17 protein-coding genes are annotated in these 24,368 nt (G+C 66.1%); 8 read left to right on the plus strand and 9 right to left on the minus strand.

Going from position 1 to position 24,368, the window contains the following annotated elements; all coding sequences use genetic code 11:
• Positions 1–91 precede the first annotated feature (91 nt).
• Positions 92–1,159: an endo-1,4-beta-xylanase gene (locus ACNJYD_RS33220; RefSeq protein WP_439364518.1), complete on the plus strand. Its 1,068-nt coding sequence runs from the start codon at positions 92–94 to the stop codon at positions 1,157–1,159.
• A 3-nt stretch (positions 1,160–1,162) separates the two neighbouring features.
• On the opposite strand, the gene ACNJYD_RS33225 is transcribed toward ACNJYD_RS33220, so the two are convergent.
• The 4 genes from ACNJYD_RS33225 to ACNJYD_RS33240 form a co-directional block, all read right to left on the minus strand.
• Complete coding sequence (locus ACNJYD_RS33225; protein ID WP_439364519.1) at positions 1,163–2,113, minus strand: DUF6492 family protein; 951 nt, start codon at positions 2,111–2,113, stop codon at positions 1,163–1,165.
• A gap of 615 nt (positions 2,114–2,728) precedes the next feature.
• Positions 2,729–2,995: a type II toxin-antitoxin system Phd/YefM family antitoxin gene (locus ACNJYD_RS33230; RefSeq protein ID WP_439364520.1), complete on the minus strand. Its 267-nt coding sequence runs from the start codon at positions 2,993–2,995 to the stop codon at positions 2,729–2,731.
• A gap of 103 nt (positions 2,996–3,098) precedes the next feature.
• Positions 3,099–3,893, minus strand: coding sequence for a protein-L-isoaspartate O-methyltransferase family protein (locus ACNJYD_RS33235; protein WP_212259254.1), 795 nt, complete (start codon positions 3,891–3,893; stop codon positions 3,099–3,101).
• Positions 3,890–7,360 carry an ATP-binding protein gene (locus tag ACNJYD_RS33240; RefSeq protein ID WP_439364521.1) on the minus strand — a complete coding sequence of 1,157 codons (3,471 nt, stop codon included), beginning with the start codon at positions 7,358–7,360 and terminating at the stop codon, positions 3,890–3,892. Before ACNJYD_RS33240 ends, ACNJYD_RS33235 begins: the two co-directional genes overlap by 4 nt.
• Before the next feature lie 136 nt (positions 7,361–7,496).
• On the opposite strand from ACNJYD_RS33240, the gene ACNJYD_RS33245 reads away from it, so the two are divergent.
• The 3 genes from ACNJYD_RS33245 to ACNJYD_RS33255 all read left to right on the plus strand — a co-directional run bounded on the left by ACNJYD_RS33245 (position 7,497) and on the right by ACNJYD_RS33255 (position 15,217).
• Positions 7,497–13,952 carry an amino acid adenylation domain-containing protein gene (locus ACNJYD_RS33245; RefSeq protein ID WP_439364522.1) on the plus strand — a complete coding sequence of 2,152 codons (6,456 nt, stop codon included), beginning with the start codon at positions 7,497–7,499 and terminating at the stop codon, positions 13,950–13,952.
• A 139-nt stretch (positions 13,953–14,091) separates the two neighbouring features.
• Positions 14,092–14,265 (plus strand): hypothetical protein, encoded by a 174-nt coding sequence (locus ACNJYD_RS33250; protein WP_172788155.1) that lies wholly within the window; start codon positions 14,092–14,094, stop codon positions 14,263–14,265.
• Between the two features lie 220 nt (positions 14,266–14,485).
• Positions 14,486–15,217, plus strand: a complete 732-nt coding sequence (locus ACNJYD_RS33255; RefSeq protein ID WP_172788154.1) for a 4'-phosphopantetheinyl transferase family protein — start codon at positions 14,486–14,488, stop codon at positions 15,215–15,217.
• Between the two features lie 30 nt (positions 15,218–15,247).
• Here ACNJYD_RS33255 and ACNJYD_RS33260 read toward each other — a convergent pair whose 3' ends face one another.
• From ACNJYD_RS33260 to ACNJYD_RS33270, 3 genes are all read right to left on the minus strand, one after another.
• Complete coding sequence (locus tag ACNJYD_RS33260; protein WP_439364523.1) at positions 15,248–16,273, minus strand: histone deacetylase family protein; 1,026 nt, start codon at positions 16,271–16,273, stop codon at positions 15,248–15,250.
• Between the two features lie 132 nt (positions 16,274–16,405).
• Positions 16,406–17,344, minus strand: a complete 939-nt coding sequence (locus tag ACNJYD_RS33265; protein WP_439364524.1) for an SMP-30/gluconolactonase/LRE family protein — start codon at positions 17,342–17,344, stop codon at positions 16,406–16,408.
• Complete coding sequence (locus ACNJYD_RS33270; RefSeq protein ID WP_439364525.1) at positions 17,301–19,388, minus strand: PQQ-dependent sugar dehydrogenase; 2,088 nt, start codon at positions 19,386–19,388, stop codon at positions 17,301–17,303. Before ACNJYD_RS33270 ends, ACNJYD_RS33265 begins: the two co-directional genes overlap by 44 nt.
• Positions 19,389–19,588: 200 nt before the next feature.
• On the opposite strand from ACNJYD_RS33270, the gene ACNJYD_RS33275 reads away from it, so the two are divergent.
• Both ACNJYD_RS33275 and ACNJYD_RS33280 read left to right on the plus strand, forming a co-directional pair.
• Positions 19,589–19,822, plus strand: a complete 234-nt coding sequence (locus ACNJYD_RS33275) for a DUF6894 family protein (protein WP_025032002.1) — start codon at positions 19,589–19,591, stop codon at positions 19,820–19,822.
• Between the two features lie 9 nt (positions 19,823–19,831).
• Positions 19,832–20,008, plus strand: a complete 177-nt coding sequence (locus ACNJYD_RS33280; RefSeq protein WP_172788150.1) for a hypothetical protein — start codon at positions 19,832–19,834, stop codon at positions 20,006–20,008.
• 149 nt (positions 20,009–20,157) lie between these two features.
• On the opposite strand, the gene ACNJYD_RS33285 is transcribed toward ACNJYD_RS33280, so the two are convergent.
• Positions 20,158–20,931: an enoyl-CoA hydratase-related protein gene (locus ACNJYD_RS33285; RefSeq protein WP_439364526.1), complete on the minus strand. Its 774-nt coding sequence runs from the start codon at positions 20,929–20,931 to the stop codon at positions 20,158–20,160.
• Between the two features lie 119 nt (positions 20,932–21,050).
• Here ACNJYD_RS33285 and ACNJYD_RS33290 point away from each other — a divergent pair, with 119 nt between their 5' ends.
• A complete protein-coding gene (locus ACNJYD_RS33290) occupies positions 21,051–22,640 on the plus strand; it encodes a gamma-glutamyltransferase family protein (protein ID WP_439364527.1) in 1,590 nt (529 codons plus the stop codon).
• Between the two features lie 155 nt (positions 22,641–22,795).
• The gene (locus tag ACNJYD_RS33295; protein ID WP_439364528.1) at positions 22,796–23,026 is read left to right on the plus strand and encodes a hypothetical protein; all 231 of its coding nucleotides are present in this window, start codon (positions 22,796–22,798) and stop codon (positions 23,024–23,026) included.
• Positions 23,027–23,077: 51 nt separating this feature from the next.
• Here the strand turns inward: ACNJYD_RS33295 and ACNJYD_RS33300 are convergent, their stop codons facing one another.
• On the minus strand, positions 23,078–24,361 hold the full coding sequence (locus tag ACNJYD_RS33300) for an NAD(P)/FAD-dependent oxidoreductase (protein WP_439364529.1): 1,284 nt from the start codon (positions 24,359–24,361) through the stop codon (positions 23,078–23,080).
• Positions 24,362–24,368 lie beyond the last annotated feature (7 nt).

Genomic DNA, 24,368 nt, shown 5'->3' on the forward strand with positions numbered 1-24,368 from the left:
GCTGCAGAGTTAACCGAACGCCATGAAACCCGGGCGGTTCACCGCACCGCTTGGTACGAAGGCGCGTTGGTTGCAGAAGGAACGTCCAAACGTGACCAGGCTCGCTAGACGCGAATTTCTCCTCGGCAGCGCCGCGGCCCTTGCTGCGGGCGCATCTGCGTCCGCGGTGCCGGCCTCGAAACGCGCCCAGCGCCGTCCCGGCTTTGGCGCTGCGGCGACGCTGTGGGACCTGCAAGCCGATCCGCGGCTCGGCGAGGCCATCAGCACCTATTGCACGCAGGTGGTGCCAGTGCTCGAGCTGAAATGGCCGATGCTGCGGCCGGACGCCCATACGTTCGCCTTCGAGCGCGCCGACGCGATCCTGGATTTCGCGCGCGACAACGATCTGACCATGCGCGGCCACGCACTCGCCTGGTATCACGACATTCCGGACTGGACCAAGCAGATCAAGGACAGAAGGGGCGTCGAGCGCGCCTATCTCGACCACATCGGCACCGTGGTTTCCTACTACAAGGACAAGCTGACGTCGTGGGACGTCGTGAACGAGCCGATCCCGGACAATCCGAAGGGGATCACCGACCGGCGCGATACGTTCTGGACGCAGCATCTCGGCAAGAGCTGGATTGCGCTGGCGTTCCGCACGGCCGCCGCGGCCGATCCCTTCGTCAAGCTCGCGATCAACGAATATGACATCGAATCGGCGAAGGATTCCTTCATCGCCAAGCGGGCGGCCTATCGCAACCTCATCATGGACCTGCTCGATCAGGGCGTTCCGCTCCACGCCGTCGGGCTGCAATCGCATCTGCATGCCGAGCTCGAGATCGACACGCACGGGCTCGCCGACTTCGTCACCGAGCTGCGCTCCTGGGGGCTCGAGGTGCTCATCACCGAGCTCGACGTCGACGACCAGAAGCTGGCGGGAAGTCCTGCGGAGCGCGATGCCGTCGTCGCCAAGCGCGTCGACGACCTGCTGACCGCCGTTTCCGCGAGCGGCCCGGTGCGCTCGATCCTGACCTGGGGCCTCTCGGACCGTTACAGCTGGATCAACGGCACCTTCGCCCGCGCGGACAAGCAGCCGAACCGCCCGCTTCCGCTCGACGGCGAGTTCAAGCCGAAGCCGTTCATGGACGTCATCAGCAAGTTCACGAAAGATACTTAGAGATCAGCGTGTCTTGGGCGTTTCGAACGCGGCCACGTCGCCGATGTGATCGGGAGCCAGGCTCGGCGCGCGTCGGTCGCTTGATGAGAGACGGAACACGTCGCGGATGTCGTCGATCGAGGTCGACGAATAGGACTGAATGCAAAGCGCGACCTGCTCGGGCGAGGCCGTGCGCATCATCGCTTCGATCGCGGTGCGGTCGAGCGGCGTGTCGTCCCAGTGCGAGACCGCGATGCTGTCTTCGGTGACCCGATGTCGCGCCAGGTGCTCCGGCGAGGTCGCGACGAAGTTTCCGTAAAGCAAATACTCGGAGAATTTCTTCTTCCGGCACAGCGCCAGCGCCCAGCTCAGGCCCGTCGCCGACTTGATCGCGTCCGTCATCGCACGCGCGGTGTCCTTGTCCCAGACCAGCGCGTTGCCGACATAATCGTCCGCCGGGAAGGTGCGCTGCTTGATGCCGAGCAACTGATCGACCGTGCGCAGCCACAGACCATGCAGGGGGTGGTCGGCACCGATCGCTTCGCGCGTGACGAACAGAGGCGTCTGCTCGCCGCCGGCATATTGGCCGACGTCGAATTCGCGGAAGAACAGATTGTCCGAATCCAGGATGCAGAGGCGCTGCTCGGGCGCATTGAGGACGCCAGCGATCTTGAGGATCTGCTGGATGTGCCAGCCGTGCACGGGCGACGACAGCAGCGATAGCCAGACGCGCCGCTTGCTGATGAACTGAAGCGGCGGCGGCAGCGCGAACAGCCATTTCGGCAGATACCGCGAGGCCGGAACGATGACCCGCCTGTCGGACGCGAAGCGCGCGAACAGCGGCACATCCTCATCGTTAACGAGCACATAATGCCGCGTGTAGCCCGTCAGCCAGGTGTCGATGCTCTCGCTCAGCAGCGAAAAACGTTCGATATCCTTGGCGTAGCTGGCGGTCAGCAGGGCGACGGAATGCATGGAGCACGCTCAAATGGCCATCAGCCCGCACTGATAGCGGCGCCGTGAAACCGGGGAAACCCACAAACGGAATCAAGGTAAAATGAAACGAAGTGTTATCCATCCGACGGCAGCCTTGCTTCGAGCGTCGGACACCTACGACCTCGTGCGCGGCGGCAGATAGCGCACATTCCCCATCTTCAATCGCTGGCTCTTCAACTCTTCGACGAGCCGGTCGCGAACGCTACGGAAGAAGCGTGGAGGCAGAAATCCGTATAGCCACCTTCCAGATCCTGGAACGCGCGACAAATCGTTCGGCCAGAACTGGACGTTGCACTCGGAGATCACGATCCAGGATTCGCCGGGAAGCCCGAGATGACGTCGAACCTGATCGGGGATACGAACAGCTGCCTGATCTGCGCGGGGCGGCTTGGTGCTGACCGGTAGGTAAATGACTTCGTCGAGACGGGCAGGCTCATCACCCTCCCGATGCGGTCGGGGGGTCAGGCCGCACCTTGACGAGAACGACACAGGCTGGCCGATCTTTCCGGGGCTGCTTGCGATCGGCCCATTGATAATCGAAGCGAACGACCATGCCCGGTTCGGGTGTCGGCAATTGCTCGCGCAAGCCGTCACCTAATCCAGCAACTTGTCGAGATGGTCATGCCGGGAATCCATCTCGACATTAGCCAGATCTTCCGCGAGATCGCCGGGCAGCTCTCCGATCCTGTAGACGCTTGCGCTGGCGGCTTGTTCGAGGCGGTTGAATTCATCGATGGACATCATGACGTGCCGCCGGCGACCGCGATGTGTGATCGCGATCGGCGCAACAAGAGCCGCGTCCTGGACCTCGCCCAACCGTCTTTGCAGGTCCTGCGCGCTAAACTCCTTTAGATCCCGCATGTCTCACCAAACTACATTGAAGCTGTGAAATATGTAATTCACATATATTGCGCGTTCAATGGCAGACGCCGGAAAGATATAAAACTGTTATTGGATCAATAACTTATCCATCCGACGGCAGCCCCTGCTCCAGCGCACGAAAGCGGAGCGGTGCGAGGGCTGAGGCGCGCTGCCACCAGTCGGCGACGCGGTCGTCGAGGGCGCTCACGCCGCGGCCCTGGCCGGGGAAGATCCGGATCTGCTGGATCGCCTCTGCCTCGAAACCCCTGGCCCTCCGCCTGATCTTGAGGGCGGCGCCTTCGCGGTCGCGCTGGGTCAGCGGCACCAGAAGACGGCCGCGCGGACGGAGCGACCGCAGCCAGAGCGGATGCGGATGCGAGAAGCCGGCATGCACGATGATCACGTCGGCGGGCTCGCCCACGTCCTTGCATCCATCGCCGTGGACGACGGTGACGTTCCCATAGTCGCGCAAATAGCTCGCCGCTCGGGCCGCGAGCCGCTCGTCGCATTCGATCGCATGGACGCGCCCCTTCTCGCCGACCATGATCGACAGCACCGCCGAGAAATAGCCGAGACCGCAGCCGATCTGCACGACACGGTCCGCCCGCTTGACGTCGAGCATGTCGATCAAATGCGCCCACAGGCTCGGCAGGCCGGTGTCGAGCTTGCGGCGTGCATCGATGGCGACCAGCACGTTGTCATAGAGATGAACGGGATCGGCATCGGGCGTCAGCCGGTAGCTGCGCGCCGCCTCGCCCTTGATGCGCCACGGTCCCCTTGGCAGAAATTTCTCGCGCGGGACGGCGGCGAGCGCATCGAGCAGACGCCTTGAGGCAATCCGCTCGCGCCTGGCGATCAGCTCCACATAGCGCGCACGCGCGGCGGCAAGATCGCTCATGTCACATGACCGGCCTGCTCGCGCACCGGCGCGTCCATACCGAGCTCCTCGACGAGCTGCATCGCCTGCTTCAGGTCCTGCGTATGAAAGCCCTCGCTGAATTTGCCGACGATCGGCATGAGCAGGAGCCTTGCGTGCTCGCGCTTGCCGGCTTGATGCGACAGGCGCGCGAGGCAGACGGCGGTGCGAAGCTCCCAGGACAGCGCGCCCTGCTTGCGCGCGATCTCCAGCGACAGGCCGAACAGGTCCTCCGCCTCCTGTACCGACGCCGGGTCGCCACCCGCCAGCGTGATCTCGCCTTGCAGGCGATAGACCTCGGCCAGATAGAAGTGATCGCCGGTCCGCCTTGCGGTCGCAAGCGCACCATCCAGCGCGCGCAAGGCGGCGTCGCGCATCCCGACCTTGGCGTAAGTTTCCGCGAGCAGACAGCGGAACCAGCAGCCGGCGAGCCAGGAATCCATCGCCTCGTACTCGTCGAGGCCGAAGCGCATCTGAGCGAGGCCTTCGTCGGCTTCGCCGAGCTGAGCCAGCGCCCAGCCGCGCAGGATCGCCGCCTGCTGCTTCCAGTGCAGGAAATTGTGCTCGGTGGCAATGATCATGGCACGGTTGGCGTGGTCGCGCGTGCCTTCCACGTCGCGCAAATGCTGCCGGAGATAGGCGCCGAACACCAGCGCGAAGGCGAGCGTAAACGGGTGGCGGATCTTCTCGGCGTTCGCGATCGCCTGCTCGCTGTGCTGGCGCGCGGCGTCGGGCCGGCCGAGGAACCACAAGAGATAACCGAGATAGGACAGCGAGACGACCCCGGGATCGATGCCGTGCCGTTCCATCAAATCGGAGTGCAGATCGGGGCTGAACAGGTTGATGCAGCGGTGCAGATGGTGCTGCGAGGCTGCGAAGCGGCCGCGATAGAACATGGTCATCGCGATCGCGCGGTGCGCCTCGATCAGATAGCCGGTCTGCTGCGCCGGCTGCGTCCGCTCGTTCAGGCGCTCGCGCTTGGCGAACTTCAACAGCTCGACGCTGAGATCGTGCGCGCGGGTGAGATCGGCCCGGATGAAATGGCACACCCAGAGCCCGCGCGTGGCAGCGAAGACCTTTTCGTCGTCGTCGAGCTGACGGCCGAGCTCCAGCGCGCGGATGTAGTTCTCCTCGACCTCCTGCACCGCGTAGCCCTTGGCGGCGATCAGCGCATTGCCGAGCGCAATACGCAGCTCGAGCTCCATCTCGTCCGCGCCCTGCATGCGCGTATTGGCCTGCACGACGTTAAGGCCGCGGCGGAGATGGCCGATCGCTTCCAGGTTGGCGCCGGTCTTGGCCGCCTGCTTGCCGGCCTTGAGCCAGAAGCTGGCGGCGCCCTCGCTCTGGCCGGATTCGGTCAAATGATGGGCGAGCAGCTCCGGTTCGCGCTCGGTCTTCTCCGGATACATCTCGGCGAGCACCTGGGCGATCCGCGCATGCAGCTTGCGCCGCTCGCTGTGCAGCAGGCTCGCATGCGCGGCGTTCTGGATCATCACGTGCTTGAAGGAGTAGAGCGCGTCCGGCGGATGGCCGCGGCGCATGATCAGCCCCGCCTCCTCCAGATGATTGAGTGCCGCCTCGATCTGCTCGGCCGGCGTGTTGGCGACGGCGTGCAGCGTCTCGTAGGAGAACTCGCGGCCGATCGTGGCGCCGATCTGCGCGATGCGCTTGGAGGGTCCCATCCGGTCGAGCCGCGCCATCAGGGAGTCGGTCAGGGTGGCGGGGATTGCGAGCTGTCGCCACGGTCCCGACAGCACATAGCGCCCGTGCCGCTCGGTGAGCAGATTGGATTCGAGCACCGTCTTGGTCAGCTCTTCCAGGAATAGCGGCACGCCGTCAGTCTTGACGATGATCTCCTCGACGACCTCCTTGGGCATCTCGCGCCCCGCGACGCGCTCGACCAGCGTCGTGCGCAGCTGCCGGCTCAGCCGATTCAGGACCAGGGTGGTGACGTGCGAATGCGCGTTCCAACTCGGCTGGAATTCCGAGCGCGCGGTGATGATCGCCAGGATCGGCCGGTTCTGCACCCGGTCGACCAGGAGGTCGATCACCTCGCGGGAGGTCGGGTCGATCCAGTGCAGATCCTCGAACGCGATCACGAGCGGCATCTCGCGCGCAAGGCCGAGGAAATGGTTGACCAGCGCCACGACGGTCGCATCCTTCTGCTGCTGCGGCGACAGCTCGAGCGGCGGATAGCGGTCTCCGGTCGGTATCGACAGCAACGCGGCAAACAGCGGGGTGACCTGCTCGATGTCGCCATGAGCGGAGGCGATCGCGTTCTCCAGGCTCGCCAGCGACAGCGCGGACGACTCCTCGCGATCGAGGCCGAGGGTGAATTTGAGCTGCGCGACGAACGGATGGAACGCGGTCGAGGTGTAGTAGGGCGAGCACTGCAGCGAGACCTGTCCATGGCGGTCGCCCGATACCCGCTCGAAGATCTCCTGGATGATGCGCGACTTGCCGATGCCGGGCTCGCCGAACTTGACCACGACCTGGCCGTCGCCGTCCTTGGTCTGCTGCCAGCGCCCCATCAACAGCGCGATCTCCTCCTCGCGGTTGACGAGCGGCGTCAGCCGCGTGCCCATCGCGGCGGCGAAGCGGGTCTCCACCCGCGAGGCGCGCACCACGTGCCAGGCCTGTGTCTTCTCGGGAATTCCCTTCAAGTCGTGGACGCCGAGATTGCGGTAGTCGAACTTCCCCTTCAGCAGCGACTGTGTCGAAGCGGAGATGACCACGCCGTTGGGCGGCGCCAGGCCTTGCAGGCGCGCCGCGAGATTGACGGTTTCCCCGACCGCGGAATCGCGTTCTTCGGTACCCTGCCCGACCAGATCGCCGACCACGACGAGGCCGGTCGCGATCCCGATGCGGACGGCGGGTGAATGGCTGAGCGCACCGCGCGGCTCGACCGCGCGTGCGGTCGACAGCACCCGCACGATCTCGAGTCCGGCGCGCACCGCGCGCTCGGCATCGTCCTCATGTGCGGTCGGATAGCCGAAATAAACCAGGATACCGTCGCCGACGAAACGGGCGGCAAAGCCCTCGTATTGCTTGACCACCCGGACGCAGGTCTCGCGAAAGTCCGCGATCATGTCGCGGACGTCCTCCGGATCGAACTGCGCGGACAGCGAGGTGGAATCCACCATGTCGCAGAACATGGTGGTGAGCTGGCGCCGTTCAGCTCCGACTTCCGCCCGGATTTGCGGACGCGCCGCCGCGGCTGGCGCCTCCGTGGTCTCCGCTTGAAACAGCGCCGCCATCGCCCGCTGGAGCCGCTTGCGATCGCCGAGCGGCAATCCGAGCTCGACCAGATCGGCTTCGGTGAGATCCGCGATGACGTCGAGATCGAGACGGTGCTGCGCGAAAAGATCGGTGTAGTGCCCGAGGCCGATACTTTCGAGCCAGCGTTTCAGCCCGCCTTCCAAACTCGTGCCCGGCTCATTCTCCAGCATGGTGATTCTGCCCGACCATCACTCCGTCGAAGGGCTTGGAGGCCCCTCAACCAAAGATTTTGGGGGCCAAACTTCACCTCGGACTGGACGCATTCCCTAACTTCTTGGAAGAATAACTTAATCGGACCAAAAGGGAATGGCGTTGTCGGGTATTGCAACCGGAGCGGACGAAGCCTTCGCCGGCACCACGGCCGAACCGAAGATATTCGCGCATATCAGCGGCCTTCTCGAATTCTATGCCCGCAAGACGCCGGCCGCCCCCGCACTCCTCGCTCCCGGCCGGCCGGCGCTCAGCTACGGGGCGCTGGCCGAGTCGATCCGGCAATTGGTCCAGACCTTGCGTGAACTCGGCATCGGCCCCGCAGACCGCATCGCGGTTGCGCTGCCGCGCGGCGCGGATTCTGCGCTGGCGCTGATCGCGGTCGCATCAGGCTGCGCCTGCGTCCCCGTCAACCCCGACCTGACGGCGGACGAACTGCAACGCTATTTCAGCGAGTTGAAGCTGACGGCGCTCGTGACCCGGGCCGACATGAACTCGGCGAGCCGTGACGTCGCCAGGGCACTCGATATCGCCGTGATCGATTTCGTGGCGGGGCCCGCCCACGATCTCGGCGGCTGCGCGTTCATCGCTTCGGCGATCGGGCCGACGAATGCCAACGGCGCTTCGCGCGGCGACGACGATGCGTTCATCCTGCTGACGTCGGGCACGGCGGCACGACCGAAAATGGTGCCGCTGACCCACCGCAATGTCTGCCTCTCCGCTTATAATGCCGGCCATGTGCTGTCGCTCACGACGCATGATCGCCTGCTCAATGTGCTGCCGCTGTTTCATGCCCATGGCTTGATCTCCGGCCTGCTCACGGCGCTGGCTGCGGGCTCCAGCGTGATCTGCACCGACGGTTTCGACGCAGCGTCCTTCTTCGGCTGGATGCGAGAGCTGCAGCCGACCTGGTACACGGCGGTGCCGACCATCCATCGCGCATTGCTGACGGCGGCGGAAGCGAACCCGGACCGCGCCCGACCGTCGTCGCTGCGCGTGATCCGGTCGGCCTCGGCCTCGCTCGCGCCGGCGATTCTCGCCGGGCTGGAGGCGACGTTCGGCGTTCCCGTGCTCGAGACCTACGGCATGACCGAGGCGGCCTCGCAGATCGCGGCCAATCCGTTCGAGCTGCGCAAGGTCGGATCGGTCGGCCGCGCCGCCGGCCCGGAGATCGCGATCATGGACGAGACGGGCCGCATGCTCGCCAGCGGCGCGCACGGCGAGATCATGCTGCGCGGGCCGAACATGAGCCGCGGCTATTACAATGACGAGGCGGCGACACGGGCCGCGTTCCGCAACGGCTGGTTCAGGACTGGCGACCTCGGCTATCTCGATGACGACGGCTATCTCTTCATCGTCGGCCGCGTCAAGGACGTCATCAATCGCGGCGGGCAGAAGATCTCGCCGCTGGAGGTGGAGGACGTCCTGCTCAGCCATCCGGCGGTGCTGGAGGCCGCCGTGTTCGCGGTCCCGCACGAGAAGCTCGGCGAGAACGTCGCAGCAATCGTGGTGCTGCGGCCGAACGCCGAGGCGACCTCGGACCAGCTGCGCCAATTCGCACGAAAGCGGCTTGCAGCCTACAAGGTGCCGAGCCTGATCCGCAGTGTGGCCACGCTGCCGAAGGGCGCCAGCGGCAAGGTCAAGCGCAATGCCCTCGCCGAACTGATTGCAACCGCGGACGCAGGTCGCGAGACCCGGCTGCCGCGCACTGCGGCCGAGAGCCAGCTCGCCGAGATCTGGGCCGGCCTGTTGGAGCTGCCGCAGGTCGGCGCCGACCAGGACGTCTTCGCGCTCGGCGCAGATTCGCTCGCGGTGACACAGATGCGCTCGCGCCTGCGCGACCGCTTCAATGTCGATTTCTCGTTCGAGGACATCTTCGATTGCCCGACGGTCGCAGCGCTCGCGGCCCGGATCGAGACCGCCGCAAGCCGGCGCGAGACGGCGCTGCCGGCCTGGCGCCGCGCCGCGGGCACGGACGCACCGCTGTCGTTCCAGCAGCAGCGGATGTACGTGCTCTCGCGGCTCGACCCGACCCGGTACAATTATAACGTCGTCGAGATCGCCGTCCTCGAGGGCCGCGTCGACGCCGCCGCGCTGTCTGCGAGCCTCGCTGCGATCTCAACGCGCCATGAGGCGCTGCGCTCGGTGTTCATCGAGCGCCAGGGCGAGCCGGTGCAGCTCGTGCTGTCGTCACCGCCGCGGTTGGCGCACATCAAGCTCAAGCCATGCCCGGCAGACAAGCGGCCTGCGGCAATCCGGCGCGAGGCGCTCAAGCTTGCGCAACATCAGTTCGACCTGGCGCACGAGCCGCCCCTGAAGGCCACATTGCTGTCGTTCGGCAAGAACAGCCATGCGCTGGTGGTCAACGTCCATCACCTCGCCACCGATGGCTGGTCGCAGCGGCTGTTCTGGGAGGAGCTCGCCGTCCATTATGCCGCAGCGCGCAAGAAGCATCCGGCCGCACTGCCTCCGCCCGCCTTCCAATATCGCGACTTCGCGCTCTGGCAGCAAAGCTGGGCGCAGACGCCGGCGGCCACGGAGCAGCTCGATTATTGGCGGACCCAGCTCGACGGCGTCACCATGCTGCCGCTCCGAACCGACAGGCCGAGGCCTGAAGTCTGGAGCGGGCACGGCGCGCGCCATTATCTCGAATTGCCAAAATCCCTGTCGACCGACCTGCGCACGCTGAGCCAGAACCAGGGCGTCACACCGTTCATGACGCTGCTCGCCGCCTTCCAGTGCCTGTTGTTCCGCCACACCTCGCATGATGATGTCGCCACGGGATCGCTGATCGCCAACCGCAACCAGATCGAGAGCGAACGCCTGATCGGGCTGTTCGCCAACACCCTGATCCTGCGCAACGATTTCAGCGGCGATCCGAGCTTCGGCGAGATGCTGCGGCGGGTGCGGCAGGTCACGCTGGACGCCTACCGCAACCAGGACCTTCCGATCGAGGAGGTGTTGCGCGCATTGCAGGTCGCGCGCCGCAGCGACGGCAATCCGCTGTTCCGGATCATGTTCATCCTCCAGAACGCCTCGATCGAGGCGGCGCGCTTTCCCGGCCTGTCGACGCGGCGGCTGGAAGTCGATCCCAGGGTGGCGCGCTTCGACATCACGCTCGAACTGGTCGAGGCCGATGGCCGCTTCACCGGCTTCTTCGAATACGCCACCGATCTGTTCGACGCCGCGACGATCGAAGGCATGGCCGCCCAGTTCAAGACGCTGCTCAGGGCCGTCATCGCCAATCCGGAGCAGCGCATCTCGCGCCTGCCGCTCCTGACCGAGGCCGAACGCCGGCAATTGCTGGCGAAAGGCCGGGGCACGCCGGCCAATTTCACCACAAGCGGCAACTTAAGCGAACGCTTCGACCGCCAGGCGAGGAAGACGCCGAACGCCGTCGCGGTCTCGGACGGTCGCACGTCCCTGACCTATCGCGAGCTGGGACGCCGCAGCCGGGCGGCCGCGCGCTGGCTGGCCCGCGAGGGCGTCGGCGCTGAGAGCGTGGTTGCCCTGCTCGCGGAGCGCGGGCCCGACCTGCTCGCCGCGATGATCGCGGTGCAGCGCGTCGGCGCGGCCTTCCTCAATCTCGATCCCGACCAGCCGACGGCTCGGCTTTCGACCATCCTCGGATCGAGCTGTGCCCGCGTGCTGCTGACCGGGCGGGCGCAATCTGGCATGGTCGAGGCCCTGCTCGAACCGCTGGTCGAGCGCATCCAGGTGGCCGAGCTCGACGACGTGGTCGCGCCAAGGATCGCGCCAAGGGCAGACAAGCCGGCCCGCATCGCACGGCGCGCCGCCTCGAGCCTCGCTTATCTCGTCTATACGTCCGGCTCCTCCGGCGCGCCGAAGGGCGTCATGATCGAGCAGTGCGGCCTGTCGAACCATCTGGCCTCGCTGATCTCCGAGCTCGGTCTCTCGCCTAAGGACGTGATCGCGCAGACCGCGCCGCAGAGCTTCGTCATCTCGGTCTGGCAATTCCTCGCCGGTCCCATGGTCGGCGCGCGCGTCCATGTCTGCGGCAACGCGATCGTGCAGGACCCGATCCTGCTGGCGCGCGAGATCGAGCGCGAGGGCATCACGGTGCTCGAGATCGTGCCTTCGCTGCTCCGCGTCATTCTCGATCGCATGGATGAGGCGCCGATGCGGCGCGCCTTCTCTAAATTGCGGCTGCTGATCTCGACCGGCGAGCCGTTGCCCGTCGAGCTCTGCCGCACCTGGTTTGCCCGCTGCCCGAGGGTGCCGCTGATCAATGCCTATGGCGCGTCGGAATGCTCCGACGACGTCTCCCTCCATCGCCTGACCGAGGCGCCGGCGATCGCGACGGCCAACGTTCCGGTCGGCGCGCCGCTGCCGAACACCCAGCTCTACGTGCTCGACGCGCACCTCCAACCGCAACCAATCGGCGTGACCGGCGAGCTCTGCATCGGCGGCGCAGGAATCGGCCGCGGCTACATCAACGATCCCGCGCAGAGCCGGCAGCGCTTTCTGCCCGATCCGTTTTCGCGCCAGGCCGCCAGCCGGCTCTACCGGACCGGCGATCTGGCCCGGCGCCGCGCCGACGGGACGATCGAATGCCTCGGCCGCGCCGACCATCAGGTCAAGGTCCGCGGCTATCGCATCGAGCTCAAGGAGATCGAGAACGCGCTGGCCGAGCATCCAAGCGTGCGCGCCGCCATCGTCGAACCGCGCCGCGAGGCGAGCGGCGATATCAGGCTGATCGCCCATGTCGTCGCCAAGCCCGGCAGCCGCAGCAGCGCCAGCGAGCTGCGCGACTTCCTGAAGAGCCGGCTGCCCGGCCACGCCATCCCCTCCGCCTTCCTGTTCCTGGATCAGGTGCCGCTCAACGCCCATGGCAAGATCGACCGCTCCGCGCTGCTGGCGCCCGTCCCGCCGGAAACGTCCGGTGCAGATCCGGCCGTCCCGGCGCGGCGCTTCACCGAAAAGGTGCTCTCGGACATCTGGATCGAACTGCTGAAGGCCGAGAGCATTGGTGTCACCGACAATTTCTTCGACCTCGGCGGCCATTCGCTGCTGGCCGGCCAGGTGATGGCGCGGATCGCGCGGGCGCTCGGCGTGTCGCTGCCGATCAAGACCATCTTCGAGGCGCCGACAATCGAAGGGCTGGCGCGGCGGGTCGACCAGGCCGTGGCCACGAAGCCGCGCAAGCCTGCCGCAAGCCTGCCACGATCAGCTGCGGGCGGGCCGCCCGCGCCTTCCATCGGGCAGGACCAGATGCTGCACATCGAACGGAATCTGCCGGGGCTGCCGCAGTTCAACCTGCCCTTCGCCTTCCGTCTACAGGGCCCGCTCGACTCGGCTGCTCTGGCAAAGGCGATCGACGACGTGGTGCGCCGGCACGAATCGCTGCGCACCGCGTTCGCCTGGAACGACGATGAGCCCGAAAGCCGCATCGCCGCGCCGCGCACGCTCGGCCGAATCATGACGGTCGAGACCATCGGCGACGGCCATCCCCACAACAACAAGCGGCGCAAGGCGCTCGAGCTCAGGAAGATCAATCTCCTGATCGAGCAGGAGACCTATATCCCGATCGACACCAGGCGCGCGCCACTGTTGCGCGCCCGGCTGTTGCGGCTCCACGACGACGACCACGTGTTGCTGCTGACGCTGCATCACGCCGTCGTCGACGGCTGGTCGATCGGCGTGCTGTTCGAGGAATTGTCGAGCCGCTATGCGGCGCTGGCCGGATATCCGTCCGCGCCATTGCCGAAGCCGCCGCCGGCCTTTTCGGATGTCGCACGCTGGCAGCGCTGGTGGTGCGGCACCGACGCGGCACGCCGCCAGGCTGAAGACTGGACCCAGAATTTGCGTGGAGCCGGCCCCCTTTTCAACGGCGAATCGAGCCCGGGCGCCTCCACCGGGCATCATCCGGTCAGCCTCGAGCACGAGCTGATCGCCCGGCTGACGGCGTTCGCCGGCCAGCACAGTTGCACGCTGTTCATGTGCCTGCTCACCGGCCTGAAGGCCATGCTGCTGGCCCGGACGGGCCGCACCGACATCGCGATCGCGACCGCCATGGCCAATCGTGCCCAGCCGGACACCGACCGAATCATCGGCCCGTTCGAGAACACGGTGATCGTCCGCACGACAATCACACCGGATCTGTCGTTCGTCCAGGCCTTGATGCGGGTGCGCCAGAGCGTGCTCGACGCGCATGCACGGCAGGAGCTGCCGTTCAACGTCCTGGCCGATCGATTGGAGCAGGAGGGGATCGATCCGGCCTCGCTGCTCCAGGTCTATTTCACGCTGCAGAATCCGCTGCGCCAACCGCTCGACCTCCCGGATCTCGCGACGGAATCGATCGGCAACGTCGCGCGCGAAGGCCAGCCGGTGCTGCCGATCGACCAGACCTGGCTGTCGCTGATGCTCAAGGAGCGCCCGACCGGCATCACCGGCTCATGCAATTACAAGCGCGATTTGCTGGAGGGCCGCGTGGTCGGAGAATGGATGGAGGACCTCGTCGCGCTGCTGACGGCGGCGATCGCCCAGCCCAACGCACCACTCGGCAGATTGCTCGCGCGCAGGGCCGCCTGACGCCGCTGCATCGCGCAAGAATACGGGTTCACGCGGCAAAGCTGTGAATGATCAAGTTGCATCTTGATTATTTGGCACCAGCGCGCAAGATTATTCCCGGGGTTTGATTTGGACGATTATTTTCAACCCGGGGAGTGTTATGGGTTTCATCAAATTTACCAAGAAGACCTCGCTCAGCGCGGAGGACCGTAAGGCGCTGCAGGACCTGCTCAATTTCGAGAAGCAGAAACTCCAGACCGAGCTGAAGGATGTCGAAGCCAGCCTTAAGGCTCTGCGCGCGTCCAAGAAGAAGAAGTCCAAGAAGAAGAAATAAATTCGTCGGTCGGGGACGCCGTACGAGTCTTCGCAGATCGGCCGCTTGCTTGTCGAGCTTGGGGGCTCGCACAAGCTTGCGCCTGTAAACCGGCCTACAAATCGACAAGAAATCGCCCGGGTGGACCGCTAGGAACGGTCCTCTCGGCTGATTCTTGCGCAGTTGCTTCTTCCGTCGGGACCGGGGGATTTGGCCTCGCCTGACGCCATGGGCCCAATTGATGGCAGACGACAGAATCGAACTCTTTGTCGGACTGATCGAGACCATTGACGCGCCGGGCGCGGTCGAGGCGTGCCGACGCCTGCTCTCGGTCGACGAACGGGCGCGGGCCGATCGCTTCGTGTTCGAGCGGCATCGGCGGCAGTACATTTTCGCACATGCCATGTTGCGCCTGGCGCTGTCGCAGGTCGCTTCCAACGTCGCACCCACCGACTGGTCGTTCGGCGCGGGCCGCTATGGCCGGCCGTTCGTCGCAGCACCGGCCACCTCGACCGCGCTGCATTTCAGCCTGTCGCATGCCGACGGCTGCGTCGCCTGCGTGGTGTCGCGGCATGAGGCCGTCGGGGTCGACGTCGAAACCGTGTCGCGGCGCATCGCGCCGCTGTCCACCGCGCTTCGCTTCTTTGCGCCGGAGGAGGTCGAAACCTTGCGCGGACTGCCGGAGCCCGCGGCGATCGAGCGCTTCTTCGACTATTGGACGCTCAAGGAGGCCTATCTGAAGGCCAGGGGCTTTGGGCTCAATCTGCCGCTCGACGCCTTCGCCATGCAGGTGTCACGCGAGGCCATCGAGATCAGCTTCAAGCCCGACATCGTCGACGATCCGGACGGCTGGCGCTTCTCGCTGTGCTCGCCATCGCCCTCGCATCGCCTCGCGATCGCCGACGGCTCCCGCGCGCACGGCGGCCTTCCCATCAGCCGCCATGCCTGGCCGCTCCGCGAAGCGGCTGAGTGAGCGCGTTGAGCAGGAAGAGGCGAAGCGATCTCACCGCGCGTCTTCGAAGCCCGCCAGCACGGAGGTCAGGTTGGCACCGAGGATATCCGAGAGATAGCCGCCTTCCTGCACCAACACGGTCGGCAGGCCCATCTTCGCGATGGCTTGGCCGATGCGGCGGAAGCCGGGTGTGGTGACGGCCAATCCCTTCAGCGGATCGTGCTCGGAGGCATCGAGGCCGAGTGCGACGACGAGGGCGCCGGGGGCAAAGGATTCGATCGCCTTGCGCGCGACGTCCAGCGCCTGGAGATAGCCGTCATCGCCGGTGCCGATGGGAAGCGGAATGTTGAGATTGGTGCCGAGGCCCGGACCTTCGCCGCGCTCATGCGCATAGCCCCATACGTAGGGATAATACGCAGAGGGGTCGGCATGGATCGAGATCGTGTAGACGTCGGGCCGGGCATAGAAGATACCTTGCGTGCCGTTGCCGTGATGGACATCGACGTCGAGGATCACGACGCGCTCGTGCTTCTGCCGCAGATGCGCCGCCGCGATCGCGCTGTTGTTGAGGAAGCAGAAGCCGCCGGCCATGTCGCGATAGGCGTGATGGCCGGGCGGACGGCAGAGCGCGTAGACGGCGTCCTCGCCATCCATCACCATCTGCGCGGCGGTGACCGCGACGTCGGTGGCAGCGCAGGCCGCGGCCCAGGTGCCCGGGCCGATCGGCGCCGCGGTGTCGGCGGTGTGCCAGCCGAGCTTGCCGACGATGTGGGTCGGATAGGTCGCGGCATGGCGCACGGGATGGATATTGCCGATCATCTCCGGGCCGGAATCGCCGAGCGCGGTCCAGGCGTCCCAGGCTTCGCTGAGGAACGACAGGTATTCCGGGCTGTGAATGCGCGCGCGGGGCCCCTGCCCGAATGTCTTGGGCTCGACCAGTTGATGCTTGCCGTCCTTCAACCCCTTGAGCAGGCGGTCGGCGCGCTCGGGCTGCTCGGTGGTGCGCTTGACGACACCGCGCACCAGGAAGAATTGCGGATCGTGGCTGCGGTGCAGTTCGGTATGGACGGCTTTCACTCAAACACTCCGTGGTCGCATGCTACTGGACGTTGCCGCAGAGTCTTGATCGCCACGGCCGCCGGATGCAAGCAAGAAGAATGCCGTCCATCGTTGCGCTGCTCTGCGCCGAAAGCAGAGCGCTTGCGAAGCTCAGCAGCGGCCGCGCTGGAGACAGTGCTCGCGGCCCTGCTGGTCGGTGCGGAAGGATTCGATGAAGCCGCCCTGACGCTGGGTGACGAAGACGGTCTTGCCGTCGCTGCCGCCGAAGGCAAGGTTGGTCGGCTCCTTGGCCTTCAGCGGGATCTCGCGCTCGACCGCGCCGGTCGGCTTCATCAAGGCGATCGTGCCCTTGAGAATGCGTGCGACGTAGAGGCGGCCGGCGACATCGGTGCGCAGGCCGTCGATGGTGTCGGGCTGAAATGCCTTGACCAGTTTTGCCGCGGTGAGCTCGTTGCCGCTGATCGCATAGGACCAGATCTGGCCGCTGCTGGACTCGCCGACATAGAGCGTCTTGCCGTCAGGACTGAGGTCGATGCCGTTGGTGGTGCCCATCGCGCGCGGTGCCGACATCACCTGCCCCTGCGCGGTCCCGTCCGCTCCCCTGACGATGCGCCAGATGTGGCCTTCGCGGCCCTTCCAGTTCGGATCGCTCGCATAGATCGTGCCGTCGCGCGCGATGGTGATGTCGTTGGGCTGGTTCATCTCGTCGGAGTGAAACCACACCGCGGGCTCGGTCGCGCCCTTGGGGATCGCGAAGATGTTGTGCTTCTTGTAGTCGGCGATGAACATGGTGCCGCTGCGATCGAAACGGATCGCATTGCCGACGCTGCCGCCGGGGAGCGTCGTGAACAGCTCCGAGGCGGCGCCGCCCGCGGGCAATTTGCCGATGGTGCCGGGCTTGCCGAGATTGACCACGAACAGATTGCCGTCGAGATCGGCGGCCGGCCCTTCGATCCCGAAGGTGTATTCGCTGGCGGGCGTCACCTGTGCGCTTTCGAACAATTTCGTTTCGGCGGCGGCCGGCTGCGTCGCGACCAGCAGGATGCTACTGCACAGGCACCAGAAGTTCCTGCCGGATGTAATAGCCATCGCCGTCGGTGCACTCACCATTCAGATAGGGATCGGCTGGCCGGAAGAATCGGCTGAAGCCGGGTTTGTCTACAGCGCTCCTTTGTGTCACGACGACGACCTTTCCGACCGGTATTTCGCCGCATTCCTTGTTGGCCTTGCTGAAAAACTTTCGCTGCGGCGGGCCCGGCTTGATCCGCATCCGCGTGCCCGGAACCATTTTGGCGACGAACAGGTCCGCGGTATCGCGCAGGCGCGAATAGCCGGGCTCGGTCTTGGGCAGGCTCTCACCGCCGGGCGGCATCAGCTTCTCGGCGCCAAGGCCGCGCAGGCGCGTGCGCAGCCTGCCGGCGTCGGGATCGCCAGGATAGATCCAGCCGTCCTGCGCCAGCATGAAGTGCAGCACCACCCTGTCCTTCTCCGCATCCGATTGCCCCGCAATCAGGCCGAAATCCGAATGGCAGCCGACGCAATGCTTCTGGACGAGGCCCTTGCGCAAGGTGGTGAGGCGAGCGCTGTTCTGCGCATCCCTGGCGACGAAAGCTGCGAGCTGGTCGATCATCGCCTGGCTGCGCGTATCGCAGGGGAGCGGCTGAGGTCGCTCGCCGGCCGCGCGATCGATCCGGATCACGGTCTTGTTCTTGTCCTCGACCAGCCAGATCGCACCGTCCTCCGCGACCGTCATGCCGACCGGCGCGCCTTGCGGCCGCGCGCCGTTGACGCGATGCCAGCCTGCGATCAGCTCCTCGAACGGCGCGGCCGCGACCTCGCCGGCGTCGGTCTGGAAACTGCGGGTCGGGTCGGCCGCGCAACTCACGTGATAGCGCACCGGTGCCGCACTGGGTTTGGGAAAGCCGTGCTCGTCGACGTCATAGACCAGCAGCCGGCTGCCGGTCGGCCGATAACCGTGCAGGCCGACCAAGAGCTTGCCTTCCAGCTCCGGGAATTTGGCGCCGTGGTAATAGAGCATCGCGAGCGGCGCGCCGTGCGGCGGCATCAGCGAGAGCGGCGGCTTGTAGAGCGCGTTGGCTGAGCAGAGCGATTTGTAGATCCCCGATTGCAGCACCAGCCTGAATTCGGGGCTCGGCGTCGACAAATCGTAGCAATAGGGCCAGCCATAGTGCCTGCCCTGCTCGATTGCGTTGATCTCCTCGTTCGGCTTGAAGATGTCGGGCAGGTCGCGGGCGTTCTCGCCCTGCAGGAAGGCGTAGCCGGCATCCGGAAAATTCGGATGCAGCACCAGGGCCATCGAGTTGCGCAAGCCGCGCGCATAGACGGTGTGCGGCGGGTCGGGATCGCCGGGCTTCAATGCCGGAAAGACACCGCCTGCCGGCGGCGTGAACAGCCAGATCGAGGCCAGCGCGGACGCGCCCTCGGCCGCCGCGCAGGCTTTTGTGATCGGCGCAGGCGTGATGCAGTCGTCACTGTGCGAGCCGAGATTGACGAACAGCCGGCCGTCGCGATCGAACACGAACTGCTTGAGCGGATGCGCGCTCTCATCGACCCTCTTGCCATCCGGCAGCGTGATCCGGCGGCCGGGCATGTGACGGATGATGGTCTCGACCGTGCTGCGCGGGTTGTCGGCAAGCGGATCGAACCGGAAGATCGTCTCCGCGGTCGAGGCGTAGAGCTTCCTGTCCGGGCCGACGACGAGGCCGAACGGATATTCTATCCCCGTCAACAGATCCTTGAAGCGTTGCCCCTGCGGCGCACGCGGATCGAGCAGCAGCAGCCGCCCGTCGGTGTGGCCCCAGCCGCCCATGTCGGCGAGCACGAACAGGTCGCGGCCGGGCACCTGCACGATCGCGCGCGGAAATTTGAGGCGGTCCTCTTCGCTGGCGACGAGGCCGGCGCAAAATCCCGCCTTCATGTCGATCTGGATCCTGGGAAAGGCCAGTTCGCCGCTGCCGCAGGCTTCCGTGCCGATCGCATAGCCGCTCTTCCTGACCGGCTCGGACGAAGCCGGGGCCAAGCCGAGCAACGCGGCGGCCAAAACCGCTGGAAAGACAATCGCTGCAAGCAAGCGCAGATGTCGGCGTTCGCGCGCGAATGTGAGCTGGTTCACGGTGACCCCCGCCTTCCCGCGGACGTTGTTCCATGCCGCGGCGGCGCCGTCCAGTCATCACCCGCCTGTGATTAAACCTGTAACGACCTTGGGTCCGACCAATATCCGTAGATTTCCTTACCGGGCTCGACCCGAATGTTTCGCGAATGCTTGGGGTGGTATCGGTTTGCCGTCCCGATCGCTTTCTACAGGAGGCGCCTATGGTCCAGGTCTATTTTCACTGCTCCAACACCGAGGGCACGCTGATCGACCGCTACGGCGCCGCCGTCGCCAATCTGACCGAGGCGCGCGACCGCGCCGCTCAGATCATGAACTCGATGATCCAGACCCCCGGTGCCGAAGACTGGCGCGACTGGGTGATCCATGTCAGCGACGACGCTGGCGAGGAGATCTTCGATCTCCCCTTCACCGCCATGCTCGGCAAGCCGCATTGAGGTGATGCCATGTTGCTCGCTTCCCTGAGCCTGCTGCGTCAGCCCCTGAGCTTCGTCGCCACCCGATGGCAGACGCTGATCCGCGTCGCGGCCAACCCCTATCGCCCCGAGCTGCACTACATGCGCGGACCGGGCCCGAAATGGCGCGCCAAGTATCAGGCCAGCCGGCTGGATCGCATGCGCTGAGGCAGCGCTTAGCGCGCCTTTGCAGACATTTTTATCTTTCGTCATGGCCGGGCTCGTCCCGGCCATCCACGTTTTGGGGGCGCCGATACGAGGACGCTGGATGCCCGGGACAAGCCCGGGCATGACGAGGGGAGAAAGTGTGCCCCACCTCACCTCCCCGTAAACCTCGCCTTGCGCTTTTCGACGAACGCGTTGCGGCCCTCGATGGCGTCCGCGCTCTTGCGGATCGTGGCCTGGAGCTCGATCTCGCGGCGGAACTGCGCCTGGTAGGTCGCGTGCTCGCTCTCCTCGACCAGCGCGCGCGTGGCCACCAAAGCGCGGGTCGGTCCTTCGGCGAGGCGGCGGGCCAGACCTAACGCCTCGTCCATCAGCTTGGCGTCGTCGACGACCTGCCGCACCAGGCCGATCTCCTGGGCACGTTCCGCCGTCAGCGGCTCGTTGAGCAGCATCAGCTCGAGCGCGCGCTGCCGGCCGACCAGTCGCGGCAGCAGCCAGGTCGAGCCGAGATCCGGCACCAGCGCGATGCGGCTGAAAACCTGGATGAAGCTCGCCGACCGCGCCGCGACGATGATGTCGCCGGCCATGGCCAGGCTAAAACCGCCGCCAGCCGCAACGCCATTGACGGCGACGAGGACGGGCACGCGGCATTCGCGCAAAACCTTGAAGGCCGGCCAGTAGAAGCGCATCACGCCGGCCGCGATGTCCTCGCCGAGTGCCTCCGAGGCCTTCAGGTTCTGGCCCGAGCAGAAGCCGCGCCCGGCGCCGGTCAGGATCAGAGCGCGGATGTCCTCGTCCTGCGTCATCTCGGTCACGGCAGCGGCGAGCGCGCCGAGCAGGTCCGGCGTCATCGCGTTGAGGCTGGCCGGTTCGTCGAGCGTCAGGATCCCGACCGCGCCATCCCGCGCCTGTTTCACACCAGCCATGCCGCGCCTCCCTTTGGATGTTCTCGTTGGCGGCAATGTGCCATTGTCCGCGCGCTTCGCCAATTGCGGAGCCTCGCATTCAACGCAGCGAAGCCATCGACAAGCATCAAGACAACACCATGCCTCAGCAGTTCAGTCTCAACCAAACCGTCCGCAAGCCCGCCGTCACATCCCAGGGCGGCATCGTTGCCTCGCAATCGCGGCGGGCGGCTGAAGTCGGGGCGCAGGTGCTGGCCGCCGGCGGCGACTGCGTGGACGCGATCGTCGCGACCACGTTTGCCCTCAACGTCCTCGAGCCCTGGAACAGCGGCATCGGCGGCGGCGGTGCGATGGTGCTCTACCGCGCCAAGGAAAATCGCTATGAGGTGATCGACTACGGCATGTGCGCGCCGCGGAGCCTGCGCACTGAGGACTATCCGCTCAGCGGCGAAGGCGCCGCCTCCGACCTGTTTCCCTGGCCAAGGGTGAAAGGCGATCGCAACATTCACGGCCCCGGCTCGATTGCCGTGCCCGGCGTCGTCGCCGGAATGGAAGAGGCGCATCGCCGCTACGCCAAGATGCCGTGGAAGGATCTGATCGCGCCGGCAGCTCGGCTCGCCGGCGAAGGCCTGCTGGTCGATTGGTGGACGACGGTGACGATCGCGGGCTCGGCAGCCGATCTCAGGCGCTATCCCGCGAGCGCGGCGGCATATCTGAAGGACGGCCTGCCGCCGACCGCGCCATGGGGCATCAAGTTCGAGACGCGGCTGCCGCAGGACGCCCTGAAGGCGACGCTGTCACATCTCGCCGATGCGGGCGCGCGCGATTTCTACCAAGGCGATCTCGCCAGGAGCATTGCTTCCGACATCAAGGCCGACGGCGGCTCGCTGTCGGTGGAGGATCTCGCTGCCTTCCGCGCCCATCTGCGCGAGCCGCTGGCGATCCCCTATCGCGAAGGCAGGGTGTTCGCGACCCCGGAGCTCACCGCGGGGCCGACCATGGCGCATGCGCTGCGGCTGTTGCAGCAGAGCTTGACGCCCGCAGGCGCGCCGAATGCCGGCGCCTATGTCGAATATGCGCTCGCCCTGCAGGCCGCCTTCCGTGAGCGGCTCAAGGACATGGGCGATGCCGACGGCAAGCGCTCGCTCGGCGCCGAATATCTGGCGCCGGCCTGCACCACGCATTTCTCGGTGGTCGACCGTCACGGCAACATCGCGGCGGTGACGCAGACGCTGCTCTCGTCGTTCGGCTCGCGCTACGTGACACCGCACACAGGCATCACCATGAACAACGGCATCATGTGGTTCGACCCGACGCCTGGTACCACCAACTCGCTTGCACCGGGCAAGCGCTGCCTCTGCAACTACACGCCGGTCATCGCCGAGACCAAGGACGGCAAGCGCCTCGCCGTCGGCGCCTCCGGTGGACGCCGCATCCTGCCCGCGGTGATACAGCTCGTGTCCTTCGCGATGGATTACGGCATGGACCTGGACGCCGCCACCCACCAGCCGCGCATCGACGCCAGCGAAGGCGCGGTGGTGATCGGCGATGCGCGCCTGCCGGCGGAGGTGCGCAAAGCGCTGGCCGCGCGCTTCGACTATGAAGAGAGCCGGCTGCAGGCGGTGCCGCAGAAGTTCGCCTTCCCGAGCGTCGTGATGCGCGAGGGCGAGCTCAATTCCGGCGCGGTCGAGATCTTCCAGCCGTGGGCCGATGCGGTGGCGGAGAGCTGAACGCGGGGATCGAAGAAAGATCGTGCCAGCGCGCGTTGAGCATTTGCGCGATTACGCATCAAGGCGAGCGTCACGACTCCTCCACATTCGCGGGGAACTTAGGCAGCCGAACGTCGTTCATTGAACGGACAAGTGCGCTCACCCCTGGAGGACATATGAAGAAACTTGCGTTCGCTGCGTCGCTGGTCATTGCGGCCGGGTTCACATTCACCAGCCCTGCTTTGGCCAAGGGCGGCCACGGTGGCGGTCATGGTCATGGCCATGGTCATGGCCATAAGATGGGCCATCATTACCATGGCACGCCGCCCGGCTGGTCGCATGGACGCAAAGTGGGCTGGCGCGGTTACGGCTGCCCGCCCGGACTGTGGAAGCAGGGTCGCTGCTAAAGCCGATCCGGAATTCACACAAGGCGTCGCTCCTCACGGGCGACGCTTTTTTCATATGCCGAGCTGGTCCCGCACGCGGCCCGCGATCACGGCGGTGGTCACGCCGACCGGCCAGAACGCATGCATCGGGATCGGCTTGATGCCGGTGATGGGCATGTCGATCTCGGCCTTGGCGCCGCCGATCAGGCGGCGGGCGAGCTGCGCGCCCATCGCGGTCGAGAGCGCAACACCGCGGCCGTTGCAGCCGAGTGAGATCAGAACGCTTTCCGCCGGCTCGTGCACGTGGGGATAATGGTCCTTGGTGATGGCGAGCCGGCTGTTCCAGCCGTGGGTCCAGGCAACGCCCTTGAGCTGCGGCCAGAGCCGCTCCGCATAGCGCATGAGATAGGCGACGTCATGCGGCGACTTGATCCAGCGCATCGGGCCGCGTCCGCCCATCAGCAGGCGGTTCTGCTGATCGATGCGATAATAGACCGTGATGTGGCCGCTCTCGTAGAGCACCGGACGCGTCGGCATGATCGAACGGGCGACCGCGTCGGAGAGCGGCGCGGTGGCGGCGATGGAGGAAAACACCGGCACGATGGTGCGGCGGAGCGCCGGCCAGAGATCGTCGGTAAAACCGTTGGTGGCGAGCAGGACCTTGTCGGCATGAACCACCGCGCGCGGCGTCTCGATGCGCCAGCGCGAGCCGTCGCGGCGCAGCGACAACGCCGGCGTCTCGCCATGAACCGTCGCGCCCGCCGAAATGGCGGCCCGCGCAAGCCCGCGGGCGTAGCTGAGGGGATGCAGATCGCCGCCGCTTGTATCGAGCATGGCGCCGATGTAGCGGTCGGTGCCGGTCATGTCGCGGAGCTGCGCTCGGTCGAGGTACGTCACCGGCAGGCCGCGGCGGATGCATTGCTGCGCGGTCTTCTCGATCGCGGCGGCGCTGCTCTCATTGTAAGCCGCGCGCAGCGTACCGTTCTGCCGCGCCTCGCACGGGATCTGGTAACGGCGGATCAAATCGTGCGTGAAGTTGGTCGTGCCGTAGGCGAACGCGATCATGCGGCGGCCGAGGTCAGCGCCGAAATCGGCCTCGATCTGATCGGGATCGTGCTTCAGTCCGGGGTTGGTGTGGCCGCCATTGTTGCCGGACGCGCCCCAGCCCGGCTCCTGCGCCTCCAGCACCAGCGCCTCGACGCCCTGCTCCACCAGATGCAGCGCGGTGGAGAGGCCAGTGTAGCCGCCGCCGACGATCGCGACGGAGACGCTCTTGTCGACGTCGAGCGGCGGCGTGGCAACCGGCGCGACTGCAGTATCGGCATAGAGCGAGGGCGGCAGAGGCAGGCGCGTCATGGCGAGT

It is taken from the genome of Bradyrhizobium sp. SPXBL-02 (genome assembly GCF_051853065.1).
Taxonomy (GTDB): Bacteria; Pseudomonadota; Alphaproteobacteria; order Rhizobiales; family Xanthobacteraceae; genus Bradyrhizobium.